The following is a 24408-nucleotide window of genomic DNA, read 5'->3' as shown; positions in this document are numbered from 1 at the left end:
ATTCACTTCTTACAAATTTAAATCTATTTCCTTATCTAATTGTAACTCTTTAATAAAATATTTATCATGTGAAACAACAAGTAGACTTCCTGTATATTGCCTGATAGTAGATGTCAGAACCTGCATACTATCAATATCTAAATTATTTGTAGGTTCATCTAATATCAGCATATCAGGTATTTTATTAGAAATAATCAAAGAACAGAGAGATAGTTTCATCCTTTCACCTCCACTTAACATATTACATATTTTGTCCCATGAATCTGGTGTGAACTGGGAACGAGCTAGATTCATTTTTACTTCATGTTCGGGCATATCAATATTGTAGCTTTGTGCCTGTTCGTAAACCGTTTTATTATTATCTATGAGTGAATAATTCTGATCAAGATACAAGTATTCAAAATCTGCTATTTTCAGGACACCAGTAGTGGGTATTATTTGTTTGGTTAGCAGTTTGATTAGTGTAGTCTTACCCGATCCGTTTTTTCCTTTGATCAACAACCGATCTCCACTATAAATCATAAAATTTAAATCTTCAACCCATAGTTTTTGTTCATCATAAGCATAGTTAATATTCTTAGCTTCTGCGAGTATCTTACCTATATGCAAGTCCGAACTTTTCAGTTTCAACTTTAAATTCTTAGAGCTATCTACCTTTTGTTGAAGTTCTTCCAACGATTCATTCAGATTTGTTAATTTTATTTCATGCTTATCGGCAAGCTTTCCACTAGTACGTTCAGCATCTCTCTTGCGATTGCCTGCTACAATACGAGGAAGAGATTTTTTAGCAGCGTGTGCTTCACTTCTGGACTCCTGACGTTGACGACGTTCTACTACTTGTTGTTTTACTTTTTCTGCTTTTTTGATCTCTTGCTGCCTGCTTTCCAGCTGACGGATTAGGGCTTGTTTTTCTATTTCTTTTTGCTCAACGTAACTATCGTAGTTACCTTTATAATATTTAATTTCTTCTCTAGATAGCTCATAAATGTCAGTCAACAAGTTTAACAAGTGCCTATCGTGGCTCACAATAAGCAAAGTTACTGTTGTTTCCTGAATCCAATCATACAATTTATCACGTGAGGAGTAGTCCAGATGATTGGTTGGCTCGTCCATAATAACTAACCGAGGTTTATTTAAATGGATACCTGCTAAAAAGACTTTTACTTTTTCTCCTCCACTTAATTGACGCAAAGGTGTATCTAACGGAACATCCACCAGTCCCCAATACTCCAAAGCAATGGAGGTATTCGTTTCTACTTCCCAGTCATCGTTTAAGACATCAAAATACTCCGGATTACTATCGCCTTTGAGTATGGCTTGAAGTGCTTGCAACTTTGCTGAAACTTGTAAGATGTCGGCTATTGTCTGATTATCATACTTTTCGGTATGCTGAGGCACTGTATAGACACTTTCGGAAACTTGAATTGGAGCGAATGATTGGTGGTTACTGATTGCTTGAAGCAAGGTTGTCTTGCCTGTACCATTCTTACCAACCAAGGCTGCCTTTTGACCTTGATTAATTTGCAGGTTAATATTGTTAAACAATTCTGTTCTATCAGGATGCTGATAGCTAAAATTTTGTATGTTGATTATACTCATAGCTGAAACTCTTATGGTGAAAACAATAATCTTTCAGAGTTTCATTCATATAACAGTAGTAACTAACATTGCCCTCAACAATGCACAGCGCTACTCCTACAATTATGTTTTAGATTTTTGAAAATGTAACAGAACAATATCTGAAAGAAAGATATCGATACTTTAATAATTGCTTATTAAAATGAAACCCAATAGTTGTAGTGAGGTCTCTTATCTGTACATTATTACGGTGTTAGGTGAATACTGAGAGCAAAGATAGTATTTTATTTTGCTTTTATTCTTTTCTTGATGAATTTAATATTTTATTTCACTTCCTTCCAATCTCTAAGGATTAGTCTTACCATTTCAATATATATCATCGTTGCTTCTTTATTGAATATGTAACAATCCCCCAAATCAGAAAATCATTGTCTTCGGTTGCTTTTATTGGTTTATAGTTTTCATTGGCAGGAACTAACCAAATCACTTTTTCTTCTATTTTGATATATTTGATTGTAAATTCTCCATCAATAAAACAGACTGCCATATCCCCGTCTTTAGGCTCCAATGATTTATCTATAATCAGAATATCTCCATCATAGATACCTGCATCTATCATGCTATCTCCACTAACCCTTCCATAAAAAGTACTTGAAGGATGTTTGACTAATTCTTTATTCAGGTCAATGGATAAGTCCATAAAGTCCTGTGCCGGACTCGGAAAACCAGCTTTTATTCCTCCGTCGGCAATAGGTAATACCAATTGAGTATCGGTATCAGCTTTATATATTTCGAGATTCTTTTCTTTCATTGTTACAAAGGTAAAGAAGATACTACTTTTTCCTTACTTTGTTTCAGTTAAAATCTTTTTATCTTCACAGTAAATTTGATAAGATGTTACGTGATTTTGCAGCTATAGATTTTGAAACAGCCAACGAACAACTCTCCAGTATTTGTAGTATTGGACTTGTGATTGTCAGAAATGGAGTCATTACAGACCGTTTCTATAGCCTTGTACAACCTGAACCGAATTACTACAAGCATGTAAATAGTTCGATACACGGGCTGACTCAAGAGGATACAGAAAACGAGAAAGTTTTCTCAAAGGTATGGCTAAACGTTGAAACTCTTATAACAGGATTGCCTTTTGTCGCTCACAATAAAGGTTTTGACGAATCATGCCTAAAAGCTGTATTTAGAACATATAGCATGGATTATCCCGATTATATATTTTATTGTACTCTGGCAGAATCTCGTCGCCAGTTGAAACATTTACCTAACCACCAACTACACACCGTTGCAGAAGATTGTGGCTATATTCTGACCAATCATCACCATGCTCTAGCTGATGCAGAAGCGTGTGCGGAAATAGCTTTACAGTTGTTATAGCATTAAGGCATCCACTCTAATATACCTTCCACTGGATTTGTTCTACGCCAATTTTCAAATCCTTCAAAGGTGCGTACATTCCCTTCAATGACTGCACGATAATATTCGATTCCCATAATTTTCTCACTATCGGGTGTATCAAATTTAAGTTGTAGAATTGTATTTCTCATTTCATCTGTCAGTACAGCAGCTATACGCTCTGCAACTTTCTCAAAATAGCCATCATAGCGAGAGTCTCGTACAATGTGAATCATATCGATGTGCCAGATTGCACCATCTATGTCCTCTAACCATGCGTGCCAACTGATGCAGGCATCTTCCTCTTCAAGAAAATTATAATATTCAATACGCTTGATTGACGGATGTTCTGCAAGTTGTGCGATAGCCTTAAAACTATCGGATAGATTGAAAGGCGAAGTATAGATATGCAAATCAATATCACAATACTTCCCCATCAATCCCAATTTTAATGAACCGATTAGGTTTACGGTTGCTCCAATAGATTCCCAAATACCAATAACATTGGTTTCTTGGATAATCTCCCATGCACGCTTTTGATTTTTTTCTGATAATGCTAAAATCTCTTTCATTATTTTACCTCTATATCGTTTACCACAAATTTATTCCGGCTTTTCTGGCTTGTGGATGTTGTAGCTGTCGTTTGATCGGATAAAGTTTTCCATCCTTAATAAACTTTGCTCCTGTTTGTTTAAACCAGAACATTACTTTTTCTTCAACGCACAAATTGTGCAATTTCATAACCCAATCAAAGTTACAAGGACGGGCTTCAAACCCAGATTCTCCACCTACCACTACTTGTTCTACCCAAGATCCGATGTCGTAGTAACGCAAATCTATTTGTTCTAAAAGTGGTTCGCAAATAATAATCTTATGCTTGATTGGAGCTCTTTTATAGATTGGTAAACGATAATCTGCTCTATCCTGATTCTCAATTGTACAACAGATTGTAACATTATTATATCCTTCTCCCCAATCATCGGGTAATACCTCCAATAAGCGATCAATACGTTTAGTAATAAACATAAAATCCAGGTCGCTTCGAATTCTCATCATTTCCCATGCTTCAGTACGCCATTCATCTGCATCTGCTACCAGAAAATCGGAAGTGAAACAGGTGTATACCATTGTTCCAGAAGGTATTTTATATTCTCCATTCCATTTTTTCTGTATAGGCAAGTTGAAATTTTTAGTTTGAGTAATAATCGAACTATCAATTCCTCGCTTAGCATCGCCACGATAAACATAGCAATGTTTGCAACCTTCGCTTAGCTTATGGCAGCCATGCCAAGGATTCCACATTTTAGATGGTTTGATAATAGCATTTAGGGGCATCGAATAATCTTAAAATATTCCATTTGCATCAAAGATAAGTATTAATAGAGTTTGAGAATGAATTTTCCTTTTTCATTTCTCATTTTATAACTGCTCCACATTCTATTTGAAGTCATCCGCCGTGTCGGTCTTTCTGTTCATCGGGCAAAGGTATGAACGGGTTTTAGGCTGCATATTCTAGCCTTGCGGTTTTCAGAACAAATCTTCCTCTTTCCTTTCAGGCGAGCGTATTTATTATGAAAAAATATGCCTGCCTAAAACTCCTATACCCTTTTGTCGCCCTTGAAACATAAAACGACCGACACGGCGGATGACGCATGAAAAAAAATGTCGCTAGTTATGAGAAACGAAAGAAAAATAATGAAACAAAACTCCCTCCCCTCTGGAATCATCATAAAATTGGGTTTCTGGGTAGCTGTATTTGGTCTATGTGCATGGATAGTTACACAAGTGAGTATAAATACTTTGGTTTTAGCTGCATTTGTTATCTGCTATATGATAATCTGCTGTGTGTTCAAAATGGTAAAACTATTTATAAAAATAGTCTTATCCATCCTCTCCTTTATCATCCTTATCACAATTTTCTTATTCCTAATCTTTTAAATCCAACAACCATGACAAAATTATATTCCCTTTTTGGTGGAACAACCACAGACACAGAAGTAAAAGCAGTAGAACTAAACCAAGTGATTCAGATGGAAGGCTACAGCTATGACCGCTATGTGGTGTACAAGATTACCCATGATGAAAAGTACGGTTATCATTACCATTTAATCAACCTGCGTACGCTCGATATGCAACAGTCTGAAATCATCAAACCTCTGAGTCAAAAATTCGGTATTGGTATGTATTACGATGAAAACAATATTGAATTTAAAACCTATGAAGAAGTAGCAGAACTTTTAGCCAAAGCACAAGAAAAGAAAATCAATCGTATAGAAAAAGAAAGAGAAGATGAAAAACAACGGGAAGCTATTCGGGTTATTGGTCGAAAATGGTTAGAAGAAAACCTGCCCGAAGATGCACAAGCAATAATTATAGCTTGTTTGAAGCAAGATGAGAGCGACAGCCAAACCGATTATTACGCATCAAGAACTACCCGAACAGTTATTTTAGGCTTCTCCAAACATAAAAAAGACATCTTTTCCGAAATGCGAAAACATGCATCCAATTTTGAAGAAACAGCACATTTAGCGAAATATAACGAAGATTACGAACATCGGGAAAAGTATTCGATGGGGCATGGCTACTATTTGGGCGAAAGCTATTACAGTGGTTGGATAATTAAAAAAGCACCAATATATAATCGAGAAAATACAATTAAAGAATTTTCTTATGTGGCTGGCTGTTCTGATGGTATTTACCTCAAAAAGATAAAAGATACACATTCATATAAAAGAACTTGTATCGGAGAACATTACACTCTATTTGAAATAGTCGATTATTCAGAGAAATCAATCGCCCTATTTGGAGATACTAAACCTATCAAAGACCTACTGAAAGCTATGGGAGGAAGATTCAACCCAAGATTAATCTATAAAGCCGATAAACGTGCAGGATGGATATTTCAGACCTCAAAGAGAGAAGAATTAGAGACAATATTAAAACTAAAAGCAGAATAACGATGAAAGCAACAACACATTTCAAAAATACCATTCAAAACTATTTGGAACAACGTGCCCAAACCGATGCTATGTTCGAATGGTCATACAGCACCAAAGAAAATAAAAACATTGATGATTGTTGTTCCTATATACTCAATCAAGTCAAGGAAAGTGGTTGCAATGGTTTTGCCGATGAGGAAATATTCTCAATGGCTGTTCACTATTGGGACGAAGATAATATTGACATAGGTAAGCCTGTCAATTGCCATATCGCTGTCAATCACATTGTTGAATTAACGGAAGAAGAGAAAGAACAAGCTAAAAAAGAAGCACTAGAGAAAGTCCATAATGAGACTTACAGCCGAATGAAACAGCCGATTCGAAAAGCTAAAAAAGTAGTATTGAATACCCAACCAAGTTTATTTGACTTTTAAAATTAAAACTATGAAACCAAGAAATAGATTCCAACAACAAGTAGTTGAAGCAGCTAAAAAGCTTCCAGCTCTCACCCAAGAGCAAATAGAATGGAGTAAAAATAACGTTATTGAACACATTGCACGAAGGAATGACAAAGGAAAAATTACTTGTACCAAATGTTCTCATTCGTGGCAAGGTCTAGGTCCGTTGGTTGATACCCTTACGGACTGTGTTTGTCCGAACTGTAAAGCCAAATTAGTAGTGAAAGCTACAAATAAACGAGTATTTAGGACAAGCTATTACATGACCGTAATAACCACTTGTGAGGGATACCAAGTAGTGCGATCAATCATGGTTAAATGTACGGCACGAGTTGGGAAACTCCCCGAATACGAACATTCGGAAGTAATGCAACGATGGATTGCACCGAATGGGAAATATTGCACTTTTGCCAAACTTCGTCAAACAATGGGTACAATGTATTATGACGCATGGATATACTACACTCCTTTGGAATTACGTCAAGAGAATGATGTTTATAATCGTATTTTTACGGATGTAGTCTATCCACGTCAAAAGCTGATACCCGAACTTAAAAGGACAGGACTGAAAAAGACTTTTTACAGTCAGAAACCATTAGAATTATTCCGAACATTATTAAGTGATAGTAGAGCCGAAACTCTTATAAAAGCAGGATATACAAAGTTGTTCAAACGAATCATGGATAGCGGTTGGAAAAATATTGACAACTATTGGCAGTCGATACGAATTTGTATTCGTAACAACTACAAAATTAAAGATGCTACGCTTTGGTGCGACTATATTGATTTGCTTCGCTTCTTCGGAAAGGACTTGTATAATGCAAAATATGTATGTCCGAATGACTTAAAAGTCGAACATGACCGCTATGTAATCAAGAAAGCAAAAGCTGATGCACAGCAAGAATTCGAAAAGCAATTGGAGAAAGAATCCGAATACAGAGAAGCTAAAGAAAAGTTTTTCGGACTTGTGTTTTCAGATGGACTTATCAACGTGCGTGTACTTGAAAGCGTCAAAGAAATAATATTGGAAGGTAAGTTGATGCACCATTGTGTAGGTAGTTACCACACAAAAACGGATTCACTTATTCTATCTGCTTGCATTGATGGGAAAAGGATTGAAACAATTGAAGTGTCGCTCTCTCAATTACGGGTTATCCAATCGAGAGGTATATGTAATAAGAATACCCAATACCATGACCGAATTATCAATCTTGTGAATCAGAATATTTCACTTATTGAACAGAGATTAGCAGCATGAAAATAAAAGATATTACAGGAAAGCCTATTCATGTAACAAATCTAAATAGGGCTATAAAACAATGCAGACTATGTATCGGCAGTCCATTTATAATGGATTCTGGGCATACTGTTGGGGAGAATTATCTTTTTATGCTCCAACAGTTGATAAATTTGAAAAAGACTAAAGATTGAACGGTGGGAAAATTCTCGCCGTCTTCTTTTCTCATGAGTCTGAACGGAAGAAAAGAAGCAAAAGACCGAAGAGAAACTGTTTAATTTAGATCAGCCAATTTTTTATAATGAAAAATCATCCTTCTGATCTTTAATAAGAATCGGTTTGATTTGTCGATGAAATTCTTTAATTGTCTGCTTTTTCTCTAATATTCGATTACTTCCCTTTCCCCACCATCCATTAAAATAGCGTTCAGAATATCCTTCAATACTTCTCCTTGGAAATTCTGCTAAAATGCTTTCATAGAAAGACTTTAAATATATAGGATTGTATGCACCTTCAACATTAATAAAATCCTCCCATGTATTTTCTAATAGCTTTTTTTCTTTAATGTCTATAATCTCAATTCTATCGAATCTATGCAAAGGGCCATCATTATAAATATTTTTCAATAATTCAATTGCTGCTGCATCTGTCTTTGGTGCACTATAGCCAAAAAAAGTAACTATAGTAGAATCTTTTACCCATTTTTTTACACGACGCCATTGTTCTGCAATAAACGGATCTTTCTCATAGTCTTTATTTTTAATTGGATATAATAATCTTGTTGGAGATAAAGCCTTTCCGCATATTTGGCATACATTTTTAATATGTCCATAACTTTTGCAGTCAATACAAAAACCAGCACAAATATTACCATGTAGAAAAACTAGGTCTGGTAAATCTTTTGTTAATTTAGACATCCGATTATATGCTTGAACCAGAAGAGGATCCCAATTAAAAGAGGCTATTAAGTCCTTGTTTCTGAGAGATATTATTAAATAATCATAAACAGTCATATGATCGGGAAGTAAAAGTTTACGAAACTTCTCTATAATTATAGCATCAAGATTATTTTTTATTTCTTCGCATTCTGGGCGTTCCTCAAGTTCAGAATAAATATCCTCTAGATTCTTACTATTTGATTTAGTTTACAATGAGACAATAGCCCTTCAATATTTAATTCAGTAAAGAAATTGTCCATACATGATAATTTCCTACCATTTTTATCTCCATTAGGAATCGCAGCGATTGAAGCTCCTGCTCCTAAAATAACTAGATGTGACCGACTACGTTGTCGATTCATAAATTCAGTTTGATCCATATCAAAGTATATCATTATATGTAAACGTTGTTTAAAGTTAAAGTAATTATATGAAATATTTGAGAAGTCCAGATTAAAAATCTGTGACTTCTCAAATAACAAAGTGATCTAATTATTGGAGAGATTAAATGTTATTCTATGTATACAATTCAACATCACTCGGAGCAGTCACTAACGAATAAATTATACTTATCCAAGTGATAATATATGAGATAACCATCATCGTCATCATAACTATTCCTCTTCTTTTGAGTTGTCGTTATTGAAGCTGTTATGTATAGCTATACATAACAGTTTTTATGGAGAGTAAATCATTATGTAAAGTTATGGTATTACAGATGCAGTAAACTGTTAATTATCAATATATTTATCATTCTACTTTTCATTATCTCTTTCCATAATTATATTTATAAAGCATAGCAATTCAGCTAGCATTAAAACCTTATAGTTATGGAAAGAAAAATTAACCAACTCATAGAGAACTGCATGCAGTTCTTTATTGAACACCATTATGTTGAACGTAGTATTGAAAACTACAGATCTTTGTGGCATCGTGGAATTCTCCGATATATGAAAGAAAAGAATATTATCATGTACACATCTGAAATTGGACGAATATTTATCAAAGATTGCTTTCCTGAAGATGATCTTCGTACTGTTGCAAAAGAAATGATCAGGAGTATTCGAATATTAGATGATGCCCTGAATCATGGCGATATAAAACAACGACGATTGATCGTGCCTGTAAAACATCCTCTACATGGAGATATAGGAACTCAAATGCAAAAGGCTATAAACTACCTGCAATCAATGCGAAGAAGTACTATTACAATAGATCGTTATATACTTAATCTGAGCCGTTTCTCCATTTATCTCTGTAATGAAGGAGTTACCTCGGTACATGAGATAAGTGAACGCCATATACTAAAATTTATCTCAACTACATCGAATAATAAAAGTAATGTTATAAGTTGTTTCCGGGTACTTTTTCGTTATTGGCATGAGAATCACATATCTGATGAGAACTATGAAAATATTTTAAAAAATTATAAATGGACACAAAGAGAGAAGATCCCGTCATATTATCATGCAGACGAAGTTCAAGTCATAGAATCCGCTGTCGACAGAAATAGCGGATTAGGAAAGCGAAACTATGTGATACTACTTCTTGCCAGCCGGTTGGGTCTTCGGGCATGCGACATTGCTAATCTGCAATTCTCAAATGTAAACTGGGATAAGAATGAAATATCATTAACCCAATGTAAAACAAATGATCCGATTAAGTTGCCTTTATTAACGGAAATAGGTCATTCAATTATCGATTATTTGAAGTATGGTCGTGCTAAGTCCGATTCCCGGTATATTTTCCTTGCCCATAGAGCTCCGTATGTGCCGGCAACCGCAGCAATAGTATGCGGAATAATAAGAAAACTTATAGGGGACTCCGGTGTCTCAACGGCAGGATGCCGGCGTGGTCCACATTCGTTGCGCCATAGTTTAGGCAGCCGTTTGTTGGAATGTAATACTCCTATGTCTGTAATATCCGGTGTCTTAGGGCATGAAAAGACAGAGACCACAATGGGCTATTTGCGTATTGATCTAGTATCATTACAGAAGTGTGTACTTCCGGTTCCACCAGTAAACGATAACTTTTACACGCAGAAAGGAGGAGCTTTTTATGAATAGTAATATTGAATATAAAAGTGTTCTGGCTCCATTCATTAAAGAATTTATAGCCTTAAAAGAGACTATCGGCATAAACACTCGTGGAAATAAGTGGATTTTACTGGAAATTGATAGATTTATTCTAGCTAATAATATAATGGAACCAATAATTACCAGAGAGCTTATCGGGCAGTGGCGTAAGACCAGGGAGAATGACAGTGACGGAACTTTACAAGGCAAATACTCTGTTTGGTCCCAGCTGTCCCGGTTTATGTGCCGACATGGATACGAGTGTTATGTACCGAAACAGCCTCGTTACAGGCGGAGTATCAGACCGGGATATGCACCTTATATATTCACCCGTCAGCAAATGGCAGCGATATTAGATAGAAGTGCCGAGTTAAAACTGGATAAGCGAGGTAATTCTTATGTTATGTTTTGTGTTCCAGCTATACTCCGTTTGCTATATAGTACAGGGCTTCGTATATCGGAGGCTTTATCAATACGAAATTCAGATGTAAGAATGGACAAGGGATATATTGATATTCGTAAAACAAAGAACGGATGTGAACGGATTGTACCTGTAAATAAAGAACTGGAATCAGTATTACAGCAGTATCTGTTCTATCGGGATAAGATGCCGATAAAGAACACCTTTAAGCCCGACAATCTGTTTTTTATCAGACCTGACGGTACTCATTGTACTTATCAGGCAATATACAGATGGTTTCGAAGGATTTTTCAGCAGTGCGGCATAGCCTATTCCGGCAATCGGCAAGGGCCACGCATCCATGACATCCGTCACACAATGGCCGTCCATGCATTGGAGCAAATGACACGTAAAGGTATAGATCTGTATGCATCTATGCCTATAATCGCTACATGTCTGGGACACAAAACTATTTCTGCTACCGAACAGTATGTGAGGTTGACCTATGAAATGTATCCTGAACTGGCTGAGCAATGCTCCGCTATTACGGCTTTTGTATATCCCAGATTATAGAATAATATGAAAACAAATACTGATTTTGCCAAGTTTTTGAGCAGGTTTTTATCTGAATACCTACCTCACGAAAGGAACATGAGTCCCAACACTATTCTTTCTTACAGGGATACATTTGTGCAGTTCATCACTTATATGAGAGATGTCCAGAAGATGCGTATAGAAAAGCTAACATTGGAAAAGCTAACCCGACAGATTGTTCTTGAGTTTCTTGCTTGGATACAGGATAAGCGTAATTGTTGTGTTTCAACTCGTAACTATCGATTGGCAGCGATACATTCATTCGTTCAATATCTGCAATACGAGGATATTGTACATCTGGAACAATGGCAAAAGATATTATCGGTCAAAGCCATGAAAGCTGAAAAGAAAAGTATAAACTATCTTACCGTAGATGCAATTAAGCTACTGCTGGAGCAACCGGATACCACAACCGCAAAAGGAAGGAGAAACCTGGCATTACTGGCACTGATGTATGATACCGGAGCGCGAGTGCAGGAAATCATAGACTTAACTCCCGGATCGATCAATATTGCCGGTACGCCATATACCATCCGGCTCTTCGGTAAAGGTCGGAAGTATAGGATTGTACCGTTAATGGAAGAACAGGTAAATCTGCTCAGAAAATATCTGGAAGAAAATAACCTCATGGAAGAATATCGACTAAGACATCCCTTGTTCTTTAATAACCGTAGGGAAAAACTTACCAGATCAGGTGTTGCATATGTACTCAAGACCTATACAGAGATGGCTAGAATTATTAATCCCGAATTAATTCCTGAAACAGTAAGTTGTCATTCCTTGCGACATTCAAAAGCGATGCATCTGCTTCAGGCTGGAGTAAACCTGGTATATATCCGTGATATTTTAGGACATTGTTCTATACAGACCACTGATATTTATGCCAGAGCTGACTCAAAACAAAAAAGGGAAGCTCTTGAAAAAAGCTATACAGATTTAATTCCTAAATCTGATGAAAACTGTCAATGGGAAAGGAATCAGAACCTACTTGAATGGCTGAATGACTTCCGAAAATGATGATTATGATTTAAAGAGGCTGTCCTGTTAAGGATAGCCTCTTCATTTAGTATTTAACTAGTATAATTAAGCTGAAGATATCAAACTAGGTAAAAAAGTCCTCTTAGTCTGAGACTCATTTACAATGCTATAGACTATTTAATTAGGGAAAGTGTCTTTTATCGCATAAAAAGGTGTCTTTTAGAGCTAAAGATATTTAGTATTAGGACAATAGTATTTCTAGAATATTAAATCTAAATAGACTCTAAGTAAAAAACATCTTTAAATCTATATCCGTTTATTTTTCACTTGTGCAATAACATAAATTAACTTTATTTCTCTCGAAGTGGAACAAATGTGACGATTTATTGGTTTTATAATTATCAATTTTACATTGTCAAATTAAAAAACAACATATTATGAACGAGATATTTAAAAAAGGCAGTGTTTTGAATCTATCCACTCTGATTGACTACTCTGAAGGGGGTGTTATCAGTAAACAAATTCTAAAAAGCAAAGCAGGGAACATCACTTTGTTCTCTTTCGACAAAGGGCAGGGATTGAGTGAACACACTGCACCTTTCGATGCAATGGTGCAAGTCTTGGATGGCGAAGTTGAAATCAAGATAGGCGGAGTACCTGTTCTTGTAAAACAAGGCGAGTGTATCATCATGCCTGCAAATATTTCACACGCCTTACATGCCGTAGAAAAATTCAAGATGTTATTAACAATGATTAGAGGTTAAATAGTATGAGCGAGCTAATCAATAACTCACAAAAGAGAAAAGAGTTGCTAAAACATCTTATTCTCCAGCTTCATAATAATGAAGCTCCCGAAGTGGTAAAGCAACGCTTGATAGAGGTGCTTCACTCTGTGCCCTACAATGAGGTGGTAGAAGTGGAGCAGGAACTGATTGCTGAAGGGCTGCCCGAGGAAGAAATATTACGTCTTTGCGATATTCACACGATGGTGTTGGACGGTAGCATTGATGTATCGGCAGCAAAAACAGTTCCGGCAGGTCATCCGGTAGATACTTTCAAGCAAGAGAACAGAGCCTTGGAAGAGTATATCAGCAAGGCTAAGCAATTGTTTGATAAGGGGAATAAACTTAATGCTGGCGAAGTAAATGAATATCTGCTACAGATGAAAAGTGTATTCAATGCTCTTTCGGATGTAGATAAGCATTACAAAAGGAAAGAGTATCTATTATTCCCATTCCTCGAAAAAGCAGGAATAACAGGACCACCTAAAGTGATGTGGGGTAAACATGATGAAACCCGTGCATTATTAGATGCTGCACACGAAGCATTATCAGCCAGAGAATCAACCTCTGTTGAAGAAATTCCGACACTAATACTTATGGTGTTTTTACCGGCAATAGATGCTATTGAAGGCATGATTCTAAAAGAAGAGGAAATACTGCTACCTATGAGCTTAGATGTATTGGCAGAGCAAGATTGGTTTCAGATCTATAAGGAAACTACTCAATTCGGATTCACCCTGTATGATCCACAAACAGAGTGGGTTCCTGATAATGTCACAGAAAGAGAGGTTGTTTATCAGGCAGGAGAGGCAATACAGCTATCTACCGGTAGCTTTAATCCGAAAGAACTGGAAGCTATATTTAAATATCTACCGGTAGATATAACTTTTGTAGACAAAAATGATAAAGTAAAGTTCTTTTCTCACGGAACTAAAAAACTTTTCGACCGTAATCGCTCTATTATTGGTCGTGATGTCCGCCTATGTCATCCTCCGGGTAGTGTACATATTGTAGAGCAGATAATCAGTGACTTCAAGAGTGGAAAAGAAAATAAGGCAACATTCTGGATTTCATCTTTTATGGGACGTTTCGCTCTTATCGAATATACAGCCTTACGCGATAGCGATAATGAATATCTAGGAGTTATGGAAGTTACTCAGGATATTACCGATATAAAGAAGCTGGAAGGAGACCAACGCTTATTATCATATACTGAAAAATAAAGGCTGATGGATATTACGTTGGAAACAAAAGTAGCTGATTTACTCAAGTACTACCCCGAAGTAGAAACGAAACTTCTTGAGTTATCACCTGTTTTTTCTAAACTTAAGAACCCCGTACTTCGTCGGACTGTTGCTAGAGTTACATCCTTGCAGCAGGCTGCCGGAGTAGCAGGTATTTCACCTGCAAAGCTAATACAAGAGTTAAGGTTTGCTGCAGGTTTATCTACTTACAATTTAGAAAGTAAAGGAGGCGACGAAGATGATCAGAAAGAACCTCCGGCATGGTTTGATAGAGAAAGTATTAAAACCATTTTTGATGTACGCCCTATTATCGAATCAGGTAAAAGTCCAATGCAGGAAATCTTAAAACTTTCTTCAGGGTTGAATAGGGTTGAAATACTTCAACTTATTACATCTTTTAAACCTGTTCCTATTATTGATATTTTAAAACAAAAAGGGTTTAAAATATGGACAAAGGAGGATGAGACATTCATTTTAAATCTTGAATGATTTTTCTTTATTAGGTGTAATCCATATTACGCAATCTCTCTAAAGATATAATTATTTTAGAGCCTCATTTTCCTTGAGTACGAATTGAATAAATTACAAATTATTAATGAAGTTTTTTCTGAAAGTCCATAAGTGGCTAGGCTTGCTCCTCGCTTTCTTTTTGATTGTATTTTCACTATCCGGTATTTTTTTGAACCATAGACAAGGTATTGCTAAACTAGACATACCTCGTTCAGTTTTACCGGACAGTTATAAATACGAAAACTGGAATAATTCTGCAGTTAAAGGGACTTTCAAATTAGGACCTGATTCTATTCTCCTTTATGGAGGGAGTGGCGTTTGGCTAACAGATTCCTTACACTCCGGGTTTTCATCGTTTATGGAAGGGATGTTAAATGGTGCAGACAATCGTAATACTACTAATATCCTTAGAACTGAAAATAACGATATTTTTGCCATTACTACCTTTGATTTGTATCAGCTAAATACAACCGCTAACAAATGGGATAGACAAACCCATATCTTGGGCTTAGATGAAAGAATAGCTGATATTACCAGCAAAGGAGATTCTTTGGTTATCATAACCAGATCACATGCTTATATATCTACTTATCCTCACCAAAACTTTCACAAGATTGAGCTTCTGGCTCCTTCTGACTATCGAAAAGAAATTCCTCTATTTAGAGCAATATGGACATTACACAGTGGTGAGATGTTCGGTAGTATTGGAAAGCTGTTTGTTGATTTCATTGGGCTTGTTTTCATTATTCTATCGCTAAGCGGTATTGTTGTATTATTCTTCCCTAAGGTTATAAAAAGGATTAAGCTCAGAGAGAAGAGACGTAAGTTCTCCAGTTTTATAAGAGGTAATTTAAGGTGGCATAATAAGTTGGGATCATGGTTTTTAATATTCTCTATCATTGTTATTTTATCAGGTATTTTTCTACGTCCCCCGGCTATGATTTTTATCATCAGAGATAAAATAAAACCGATACCCGGTTCCGTCCACGACACTTCCAACCCTTGGTTCGAGAAACTAAGAAATATTAGATATGATAAGTATTCTAAAGAATGGTTTATATATACCTCTGGAGGCTTCTATTCATTGCAGGAGCTAGATTCAAAACCAGCTGCTATACCTAAGGTACCACTTATAAGTGTTATGGGGGTGACCGTTTTAGAAGAGTTGGCTCCTAATCTGTGGGTTGTAGGGTCTTTTAATGGATTGTATTATTGGGAGCGAAAGAGTGGCATGTCTGTAGATATAACTCAAATGCGTCCTGTATTTTTGACCGAGAGTCGTGTTGAAGGAAATCTTATAGAACCTCAAAGAGGTGTTATGGGTGGAATTGATGTAAGCGGCTACTCCAAAGACTTTCCCAATAAAGAGATAGTCTTCAGCTATTCAAAAGGAGCTTTAACTATCGGAAAACCTGAGGCTTTTGCTCAAATTCCTGATAAGATAAAGGATGTGAATATGTCTCTATGGCATGTAAGTTTAGAGGCGCATGTAGGTCGTATATACACCCCTTTGGTCAATAATATTATGGGGGAAAGTTATTTTATCTTGTTTTCCGGTATTGCATCCTTAATTGTTTTCATCTTTGGCTATATAATCTACAGAAAGCGGTATAGAAAAAAAAGAAAAAATGAAACAACAAATAAAGATCAAGAGAGTTTATGAAGCATTCGATGAAAATGATGGATTCCGAGTCTTGACAGATCGTCTTTGGCCCAGAGGTATAAGAAAAGAAAACCTAAAACTAGATTTATGGAAAAAAGATATTGCTCCTTCCCGGAAACTCAGACAATGGATGCATAGCAATAAAACAGATCGATGGGAACAATTCGTTTTGTATTATACTCAAGAGCTAGAGCAGTCCAGAGCAGTTACAGCCTTTATTGAAGAAATAAAAGATTGTGATATTGTTACACTTTTAACTGCTACAAAAGACCCTGAAAAGAATTATCTTCTTGTATTAAAAGATATAATTGATCGAATACTTGATAATGAGGATAAATAAAAACACTCTTCCACTATTTAGTTAAATAAAAGGAAGAGTGTTAGTTTATATGTCCAGCCTAAATTTTATCGAATTATTTATAAGCCCTTGTAGCTTTTCCATCAAGGCTTGGCGTAATTACTGCTACGAAAGACTAAGCTATCCACGCCTTTATGTCATCCTCTACATTAGATATCGTGATCATAGCACAAAATCATCTGCAAAATATAAGCTGGGAAGTAATAGAGCAATTGGTATTGTCTCCGTTAGAGGCTAATGTCTTATTAGCTAGTTATATTACGGTACAAAAGACAAATGATAAGACAATCTCATCTATTCCTTTTTCTCTGATTCAATTGTATTTACAAAGTAATATAACAGAAGTTAGACAAAACGGCATTCGTCTACTCGATCTTTATTCAATTGATTATTTTGAGACGAATATTCCTTTGCTAGTTGGTATATTATCAGAGAATCCATATCAGGACATAGTAGAGAAAGTGATTTCTATTATAAGCCAAGTGATAGAAAGCAAACCTTCGACAGGGAATGATGCGGTAGAACGTGTGGTTTATCCTCTTATACGCAAAGAGACTTTCGAAGGATCGCATGCTTTGATTATTACTTTCGTTGAGGAAAAACTAAAACCATTTTGGAATAGTGGACTGACTCCAAGAAATCTTACTAAATTATTATTCTCTCAATATAGAGACTGTCAGTTGTTAGGATATGAAATACTTAGAAATTATGCACAATCTGCTCAATTTACGATACCACAGATTGTAGCATTGGCGAGCCATGATCTACTTGCTGTGCGTCAATGGTGTTGGAATTATTATAAGGAAAACCTAGCCCGAGTGAAATATGAAAGGGATAAATCTTTAGCTATCCTTGATTCTAAATGGGATGATACTCGCGAATTTGCATTCCATTACTTCAGTTCTCAGTTCGAAGAACAAGACTGGGATCCGGAAACCTTGATTAGCATAACAGACTCTATCCGTAATGATGTGGAAAATTTTGGTAGAGAGTTAATCTCGAAATACTTCAATGACGAAAATGGATTGGAATATTTGACCAAACTGAGCCAACATCCAAGTATGAATATTCAATCTCTTGTAACCAATTATTTAACAAAATATGCGGGAGGTAAACCTGAAGTTATAGCTGGATTAGAATATTACTTCAGGTCGGTACTAACGAGGGTTAATAAGGCTAGAGTAGCCAAGAATAGAGTATTTAGATTCTTAGAAACCGAGGCATTATCATCAGTAGAGTCTGCATCTATTATTCTTCCTATTCTGGATGATATATCGGCACAGTCTACTGTACAAGATAAGAGTACTTGCATCCATATTCTAACTAGTATAAAGAGAACTTATCCACACTTGGATATGCATTTATCCATTAAAAACTAATCAGCATGTTATTCGATTATAAATATAAAGGTAGTACATCTATCAATAGTTCCTCCGGAAGCACATCGATGAGTTTTGCTCCGGATACATTGCGCCATCCTACTTTTTTTGTGGGTAAGTTAAATAGAAAGATAAATTTCAGAGAAGCAATATCTGCATTGCATGATGTTGTAGTATCCGACTTGCGCTTCAAGCCTAAAGATAGAACCGAGTATTTGGCATGGGTAGCCGAACAAGAAAAAATATGGCTCAGCGAATATGTTGCTCAATCTCAGATAGAAGATGTCAGAAGGCGGATTACAGACTTGAAAGACGAATTAGATAATATACACAAAGAGAAGAATAGAGTTTTAGCTCCTTTTTATAACGCTCGATCTAAGTATTATAAATACTTGTATGACAATGATCGTGATGCTTGGTTTGTGTTAGATCCTGTAATAACAGTACATCCCGACGAATTATTCTTTGAATGTTTTAGTCAAGATGAATCTACTTATGGTAAGTTAAGCTGTAATTATAATGTATTCAAAGAAATCAATGAATTTGAGTGCGGAACGACCAATATAGATTATTCGGCAACTTTGTATGGAGAATTTCAAAAGATAAGAGATTATAAGGATACTGATTTCAAAATAGACCCCTCCGGTTTTGAGGTTCAAACATCCAATGAGAATGATTATAAAGAACTGAAAATTGATTTGCCTGATTCGTGGGTAAGAGGATTCTTGCAAGTGAGTAGTGCTATGACTCTTCCTGCAACGGTTTTCAATCTTCATCCTATGGATGTTTATACTATTTGTCAATATCTAAGACGATTTAAAGAAAAAGAAGGGCCTCGTGCGCTACGTTTCATTTTAGAACCGGGGCAACCTATAAAAGTTCTTTTCGAACCTTGGTATGAAACTGTGACATTCCATCGTTCGGTTTATACGGGTAATGAAGCGAAAACAATACGAATCTGGGGACGTAGGAGGTTGTTGATTTTAGAAAGATTACTACCTATAACCAAGTCCTTTAAAGTAATGCTTCTTGGTTCAGGACTTCCTTCATTTCTCTTAGCCGACTTAGGCGATATGACCTTTACGCTCGGGTTATCGGGTTGGACAGCTAATGATTGGAGTAGGGCCGGTAATTTTGACTTGATGGCTCCTCGTGGAAATGTAGATTTCGCTACACAACAAACCATATTTGATACGCTGAAAGAAGCATGGTACGAATCTTCTGATAATTTGGCTAAAAAACTAGATCTGGATTCTTCTGTCATTGCTTCATCCTTAACTTCATTTGCTCAGGCAGGAAAGGTTATTTACGATCCTAGTTTGAACGTTTATAGAGTTCGTGAACTTTCGGGTGAACCATTAGATATGAAAACCTTACGTTTTGGTAGCGATAAAGAACGGATTGCTAATGAACTTATTGACGGAGATAATGTTAAGGTGAAAACTGAAATAGCAAAAGATCATCTTTCTATCAACGGATCGGTGAAAGAAAGTAATAATAGATATAATGTGTCAGCACTCATTGATAAAGATCAACGACTAGTGGATGGGACATGTGAGTGCGATTTTTATAAAGGTAATAAATTGAAAAAAGGCCCTTGTGAGCATATCCTTGCAGCCCGTATATTAGCTGCTAAAAGGTAAAAAGTCTTTTGTTATAAATAGATTGTCTATACTATCCAATGCATTAAAACAATGTATTGGATAATATAGACATTTTTTTATAGAGTTGCCACAATTATATATTTTTCATTTCGCGTATAAATATGAAGATTCGATTGGATATATTGGTTTTTATTCTACTTTTGCGAGGACAATAGGAGATAATATATAAATCATGTCATCACTGCATGACGACATGTTCAGAGCTAAATTGCAGGATAGACAGAGAATTGGTCATATTTAATATGAAAGTAAGTAAGCGTATTAATAAAATAAGAGCTTCTCTATTACGCTCTTTAACCAAGAATATAGGACAAAAGAAGAAGCATAGTAAGGATTTATTTCTTACGCTAAATAGTTCTTTTGTAGTGAAAAAGATATTAGTGTCAAGACCAAATAGTAGGCTTGGAAATCAATTATTAATAACTCCTTTAATTCAAGAATTAGAATATTTATTTCCTCAAGCTAAAATAGATTTATTTGTAAGAGGAGGGATAGCTTCTATCTTATTTCGAAACTACGAGTGCATAGATCGTATTATTTCTTTACCTAAAAAGCCTTTTGATAATTTGTGGGAATATATTCAGATATGGTTAAGGCTGAGAAAGTATAAATATGATTTAGTTATCAACACTGTTGAAAATTCGTCTTCAGGACGTTTGTCTACTAAAATCTCAAAGGGGCATTTTAAATTTTTTAATGACATTATCCCAGAGTTAGAGGAGGCATATGGGGATTATAATCATATAGCTAAAAGAACTGTGTATAATTTGAGAACTCTATTGAGTGATAATATTTTAATAAATAATAGGGAAATAGCTCCATTAGATATAAAACTTTCTGTTGAAGAAAAGCTAGAGGGGGGAAAGATAATTTCTTCGATCTTTAATAATTCTAAAAAAACTATTGGAATATATACATTTGCAACAGGGGATAAATGTTATTCAGAAGAATGGTGGAAGAATCTATATGGATTGTTGAAGCAGGAATTTGCTTATGAATTTAATATTTTGGAAGTTTTACCTGTCGAAAATTCTTCTCAGATTGATTTCGAGGCACCTTCATATTATAGTAAAGATATAAGAGAAATAGCAGGTGTTATCCATAATTTATCAATATTTATTAGTGCCGATTGTGGAATTATGCATCTGGCAAGTGCAAGTGCAACACCAGTTGTTGGATTATTTTCAGTCACAAATCTAGATGTGTATAGACCGTATAGAGATTCAAGTGTTGCTGTTGATACAAATAATAGCACACATGAAGATATAATACATATAGTTAAAAATATTTTGAATAAATAAATTCCTTTGGCATACAGATAAAGCTATTTCCCAAACTTTGGTAAATTTAACAAGCCTTATTCTATATTCATAAAGTAAAATTGTTCAGTTCGATGAATATATCTACATTCGCTTCTTAGAATATAGATATATGGAAATTGGAATCATTATTGGACTGATACTTTTGAATGGAATCTTTTCCATGTCAGAGATAGCAGTTATTTCAGCACGTAAATCCAGCCTTAAAAGTGAAGCTAAACAAGGGAGTAATGCCGCTCAGAAAGCCTTGAATTTAGCAAATAATCCAGATAATTTTCTGTCAACAGTACAAGTAGGAATAACACTTATTGGAATTGTTACCGGATTGTACTCCGGCGATGTCTTAGCTGACGATTTTGCTGTTATATTAAAACATATAGGGATGTCTGAGACTTATGTTCATAGAGTAGCTCAGTTGATTATAGTTGTTGTTGTAACTTACTTTACAATTATATTTGGAGAGCTTGTCCCTAAAAGAATTGGTTTGAGTGCTTCAGAAAAGATTGCAAAGGTTATTGCTTATCCCATGCATTATTTATCCCTTATTGCATCACCTTTTGTTTGGGTATTGTCAAAGAGTACATCTTTAGTCTTTAATATTTTAAATATAAAAGATGGTGGGTCTAAAGTAACAGAGGAAGAAATTAGATCCATCGTTAGAGAGGGAAAAGAAGATGGTGCTGTTCAGGAAGTGGAGCAAGATATTGTAGAGCGTGTATTCAACCTAGGAGATAGAAATCTGGAATCTATTATGACACACCGAGCAGATATTGTATGGATAGATACAGAAATGTCTAACGACGAAATTCTAGATGTTATTCGCAACAATCCATTTGATAAATATCCGGTTGGGACTAAAGATTTGGATCATATAGAAGGAATTGTATATCTTAAAGACATGTTTGGATGTACAGAAAAGAATGATTTTAATATTCGGGAATTTATCCGTCCTGTTCAATTCTTTTATGAAAATATGGAAGTGTATAATGCTTTGGCTGAGATGAAAGCAGCACAAGTACAATATGCTTTGGTGTGTGATGAATTTGGTACTGTAAATGGAGTAATCACTCTTAAGGATATTCTTGAAGCATTAGTCGGTACAATATTAGATCCTCACGAAGAGCCGGATCTTGTTTTGAGAAAAGATGGAAGTTATTTAGTCGACGGACAGTGGTCTTTTTATGATTTCCTTAATTATTTTGACAAAGGAGAGTTATATACACAATATGAATATAATACCATCAGTGGACTGATACTGGACTTATTAGGGCATATTCCCATTGCTGGAGAAGAGGTGGAATGGAATCAGTTCTCTTTTGAAATAATGGATATGGATGGCGTTAGAATCGATAAAGTATTAGTTAAAAATCTTAATTAATATGGATATTTGAGAGGAATAAAAAAATACCTGATAAAATTTTATCAGGTATTTTTTTATTTATACATTAAAAGGTCCATTGATTAGAGGTTTTAGCATTACTGCTTTTAGATGTTCCTCCTCTGTAATATTTTAACGCTTCAGGTAAATCTTTTTGAATTTGCTGTATTCTCGTATTATCAGAAGGGTGGGTGCTCATGAACTCGGGAGTGCTTCCTCCTTGCTGCGACATTCGCGTCCAAAATGCAGCAGCATGACTAGGATCGTATCCGGCCATTGCCATAAATATAAGTCCTAATTTATCAGCTTCTAATTCTTGCTTACGAGAATAAGGGAGAAGAATCCCATATTGAGTTCCTAGCCCTAATGCAATAGAAGCAGCTTGCTGTACAGCAGCAGAAGAGCCTCCTAGTGCAGCTCCTACAGCAGCAGTTCCGTATTGAGTTGCAAGTTGGTTGCTCATTCTTTCATTAGCATGTTTTGCTACTGCGTGAGCTACCTCGTGTCCCAATACAACAGCCAGACCTGTTTCGTCTTGAGTATAAGGCAGTATTCCTTCATATACAACAATCTTTCCACCAGGCATACAGAAAGCGTTTACATCAGAACTTTTCACAAGGTTAAATTCCCATGCATACTCTTTTACCTGATCGGCATATCCATTATTGTTTAAATATGTCTCAACAGCATTTGCAATATTTCTTCCTACTCGTTGTACCATCGCTGTATTAACCTTATCTGTAGAGATAGGAGCAGATTTCATGAAATCTCCATATTGCTGCAAACTTAAGGATAGTACCTCCTGGTTCGAGACCAAAGATAACTGCTTACGTCCTGTAATAGGTACGCTACCACAACCGCTATATAATAAGCATATTGCTATTATAGCTAACGAAGTAGAAATTCTTTTTGTCATAACTATGTTAAGGTTAAGTGAATTTTATTCTATGTAAAGTTATTTACTGTTTTGTTCTTTTAGCAAATCTCTAATTTCAGTAAGCAAAACTTCTTCTTTGGTAGGAGCTGGAGGTGCAGCAGGTGCTTCCTCTTTTTTCTTTTTTAGACTATTGATTGCTTTAATAGCAAAGAAAATAGCTGTTGCTATTATAATGAAATCTATGATTGTTTGGATGAATGCTCCGTAATTTATAGTAACGGCAGCTGTCTCACCCACAGCTTCTTTTATTACTACCTTCAATTCGGAAAAATTCACATTCCCAAGTAAAGCTCCAATAGGAGGCATAATTACATCGTTAACCAAAGACGTTACAATTTTTCCAAAGGCTCCACCTACGATAACACCGACTGCCATATCAACGACATTGCCGCGCATCATAAATTCTTTCAGTTCTTTTACTACAGACATTGTTTAGTAATTTATAAATTAATAATCTATTATTTCCTTTTAAAACGCAAATTAAGATAATTTGTTTAATATAATTTAGGACTTGGTGATAAATTTTTGTTACCCTGTTGTTTAATTTGTGTTTTGATTCAATATTTGTAT

24 protein-coding genes are annotated in these 24408 nt (G+C 35.6%); 16 read left to right on the top strand and 8 right to left on the bottom strand.

Going from position 1 to position 24408, the window contains the following annotated elements; genetic code table 11:
- Nucleotides 1–9: 9 nt before the first annotated feature.
- Both DHU68_RS07215 and DHU68_RS07210 read right to left on the bottom strand, forming a co-directional pair.
- Nucleotides 10–1599: an ABC-F family ATP-binding cassette domain-containing protein gene (locus DHU68_RS07215; protein WP_108822308.1), complete on the bottom strand. Its 1590-nt coding sequence runs from the start codon at nucleotides 1597–1599 to the stop codon at nucleotides 10–12.
- Between the two features lie 355 nt (nucleotides 1600–1954).
- Nucleotides 1955–2389, bottom strand: coding sequence for a LexA family transcriptional regulator (locus DHU68_RS07210; RefSeq protein WP_108822307.1), 435 nt, complete (start codon nucleotides 2387–2389; stop codon nucleotides 1955–1957).
- A gap of 83 nt (nucleotides 2390–2472) precedes the next feature.
- On the opposite strand from DHU68_RS07210, the gene DHU68_RS07205 reads away from it, so the two are divergent.
- The gene (locus tag DHU68_RS07205; RefSeq protein ID WP_108822306.1) at nucleotides 2473–2967 is read left to right on the top strand and encodes a 3'-5' exonuclease; all 495 of its coding nucleotides are present in this window, start codon (nucleotides 2473–2475) and stop codon (nucleotides 2965–2967) included.
- A 2-nt stretch (nucleotides 2968–2969) separates the two neighbouring features.
- On the opposite strand, the gene DHU68_RS07200 is transcribed toward DHU68_RS07205, so the two are convergent.
- Nucleotides 2970–3557, bottom strand: a complete 588-nt coding sequence (locus DHU68_RS07200; protein WP_108822305.1) for a hypothetical protein — start codon at nucleotides 3555–3557, stop codon at nucleotides 2970–2972.
- A gap of 19 nt (nucleotides 3558–3576) precedes the next feature.
- On the bottom strand, nucleotides 3577–4320 hold the full coding sequence (locus tag DHU68_RS07195) for a DUF5131 family protein (RefSeq protein ID WP_108822304.1): 744 nt from the start codon (nucleotides 4318–4320) through the stop codon (nucleotides 3577–3579).
- 614 nt (nucleotides 4321–4934) lie between these two features.
- Here DHU68_RS07195 and DHU68_RS07185 point away from each other — a divergent pair.
- The 3 genes from DHU68_RS07185 to DHU68_RS07175 are packed head-to-tail and all read left to right on the top strand — an operon-like array spanning nucleotide 4935 to nucleotide 7640.
- Nucleotides 4935–5942, top strand: a complete 1008-nt coding sequence (locus DHU68_RS07185) for a fusion protein (RefSeq protein WP_108822303.1) — start codon at nucleotides 4935–4937, stop codon at nucleotides 5940–5942.
- A 2-nt stretch (nucleotides 5943–5944) separates the two neighbouring features.
- A complete protein-coding gene (locus DHU68_RS07180; protein WP_108822302.1) occupies nucleotides 5945–6358 on the top strand; it encodes a PcfK-like family protein in 414 nt (137 codons plus the stop codon).
- A 10-nt stretch (nucleotides 6359–6368) separates the two neighbouring features.
- Nucleotides 6369–7640, top strand: a complete 1272-nt coding sequence (locus tag DHU68_RS07175) for a PcfJ domain-containing protein (RefSeq protein WP_108822301.1) — start codon at nucleotides 6369–6371, stop codon at nucleotides 7638–7640.
- A gap of 275 nt (nucleotides 7641–7915) precedes the next feature.
- Here DHU68_RS07175 and DHU68_RS07165 read toward each other — a convergent pair whose 3' ends face one another.
- Nucleotides 7916–8536, bottom strand: a complete 621-nt coding sequence (locus DHU68_RS07165) for a hypothetical protein (RefSeq protein ID WP_160111099.1) — start codon at nucleotides 8534–8536, stop codon at nucleotides 7916–7918.
- A gap of 203 nt (nucleotides 8537–8739) precedes the next feature.
- On the bottom strand, nucleotides 8740–8919 hold the full coding sequence (locus tag DHU68_RS07160) for a hypothetical protein (RefSeq protein WP_160111098.1): 180 nt from the start codon (nucleotides 8917–8919) through the stop codon (nucleotides 8740–8742).
- Nucleotides 8920–9387: 468 nt separating this feature from the next.
- Here DHU68_RS07160 and DHU68_RS07155 point away from each other — a divergent pair, with 468 nt between their 5' ends.
- From DHU68_RS07155 to DHU68_RS07100, 12 genes are all read left to right on the top strand, one after another.
- Nucleotides 9388–10623: a site-specific integrase gene (locus DHU68_RS07155; protein ID WP_108822297.1), complete on the top strand. Its 1236-nt coding sequence runs from the start codon at nucleotides 9388–9390 to the stop codon at nucleotides 10621–10623.
- Nucleotides 10616–11605, top strand: a complete 990-nt coding sequence (locus DHU68_RS07150) for a tyrosine-type recombinase/integrase (protein WP_108822296.1) — start codon at nucleotides 10616–10618, stop codon at nucleotides 11603–11605. The genes DHU68_RS07155 and DHU68_RS07150 overlap by 8 nt, the downstream gene beginning before the upstream one ends.
- A gap of 6 nt (nucleotides 11606–11611) precedes the next feature.
- A complete protein-coding gene (locus DHU68_RS07145) occupies nucleotides 11612–12643 on the top strand; it encodes a site-specific integrase (RefSeq protein ID WP_108822295.1) in 1032 nt (343 codons plus the stop codon).
- 398 nt (nucleotides 12644–13041) lie between these two features.
- Nucleotides 13042–13368, top strand: a complete 327-nt coding sequence (locus tag DHU68_RS07140) for a cupin domain-containing protein (protein WP_108822294.1) — start codon at nucleotides 13042–13044, stop codon at nucleotides 13366–13368.
- A gap of 5 nt (nucleotides 13369–13373) precedes the next feature.
- Entirely contained in the window at nucleotides 13374–14609 is a 1236-nt protein-coding gene (locus tag DHU68_RS07135; protein ID WP_108822293.1) for a DUF438 domain-containing protein, read from the top strand.
- 6 nt (nucleotides 14610–14615) lie between these two features.
- Nucleotides 14616–15119, top strand: a complete 504-nt coding sequence (locus tag DHU68_RS07130) for a DUF1858 domain-containing protein (protein WP_108822292.1) — start codon at nucleotides 14616–14618, stop codon at nucleotides 15117–15119.
- A gap of 106 nt (nucleotides 15120–15225) precedes the next feature.
- Complete coding sequence (locus DHU68_RS07125; RefSeq protein WP_108822291.1) at nucleotides 15226–16803, top strand: PepSY-associated TM helix domain-containing protein; 1578 nt, start codon at nucleotides 15226–15228, stop codon at nucleotides 16801–16803.
- Nucleotides 16769–17143, top strand: a complete 375-nt coding sequence (locus DHU68_RS07120; protein WP_108822290.1) for a DUF488 domain-containing protein — start codon at nucleotides 16769–16771, stop codon at nucleotides 17141–17143. The genes DHU68_RS07125 and DHU68_RS07120 overlap by 35 nt, the downstream gene beginning before the upstream one ends.
- Before the next feature lie 152 nt (nucleotides 17144–17295).
- A complete protein-coding gene (locus tag DHU68_RS07115) occupies nucleotides 17296–18540 on the top strand; it encodes a hypothetical protein (protein ID WP_160111097.1) in 1245 nt (414 codons plus the stop codon).
- A gap of 5 nt (nucleotides 18541–18545) precedes the next feature.
- Nucleotides 18546–20183: an SWIM zinc finger family protein gene (locus tag DHU68_RS07110; protein ID WP_108822288.1), complete on the top strand. Its 1638-nt coding sequence runs from the start codon at nucleotides 18546–18548 to the stop codon at nucleotides 20181–20183.
- Between the two features lie 263 nt (nucleotides 20184–20446).
- Nucleotides 20447–21505 (top strand): glycosyltransferase family 9 protein, encoded by a 1059-nt coding sequence (locus DHU68_RS07105; protein ID WP_108822287.1) that lies wholly within the window; start codon nucleotides 20447–20449, stop codon nucleotides 21503–21505.
- Between the two features lie 130 nt (nucleotides 21506–21635).
- The gene (locus DHU68_RS07100; RefSeq protein WP_108822286.1) at nucleotides 21636–22901 is read left to right on the top strand and encodes a hemolysin family protein; all 1266 of its coding nucleotides are present in this window, start codon (nucleotides 21636–21638) and stop codon (nucleotides 22899–22901) included.
- 67 nt (nucleotides 22902–22968) lie between these two features.
- Here DHU68_RS07100 and DHU68_RS07095 read toward each other — a convergent pair whose 3' ends face one another.
- Nucleotides 22969–23817, bottom strand: coding sequence for a M48 family metallopeptidase (locus DHU68_RS07095; RefSeq protein ID WP_108822285.1), 849 nt, complete (start codon nucleotides 23815–23817; stop codon nucleotides 22969–22971).
- A 39-nt stretch (nucleotides 23818–23856) separates the two neighbouring features.
- Complete coding sequence (gene mscL / locus DHU68_RS07090; RefSeq protein ID WP_108822284.1) at nucleotides 23857–24267, bottom strand: large-conductance mechanosensitive channel protein MscL; 411 nt, start codon at nucleotides 24265–24267, stop codon at nucleotides 23857–23859.
- Between the last annotated feature and the right edge of the window lie 141 nt (nucleotides 24268–24408).

The organism is Dysgonomonas sp. Marseille-P4361 (assembly GCF_900343125.1).
GTDB lineage: Bacteria > Bacteroidota > Bacteroidia > Bacteroidales > Dysgonomonadaceae > Dysgonomonas.
The sequence above is the reverse complement of the archived record's forward strand: the minus strand, read 5'-3'. Positions and strand labels throughout refer to the sequence as shown.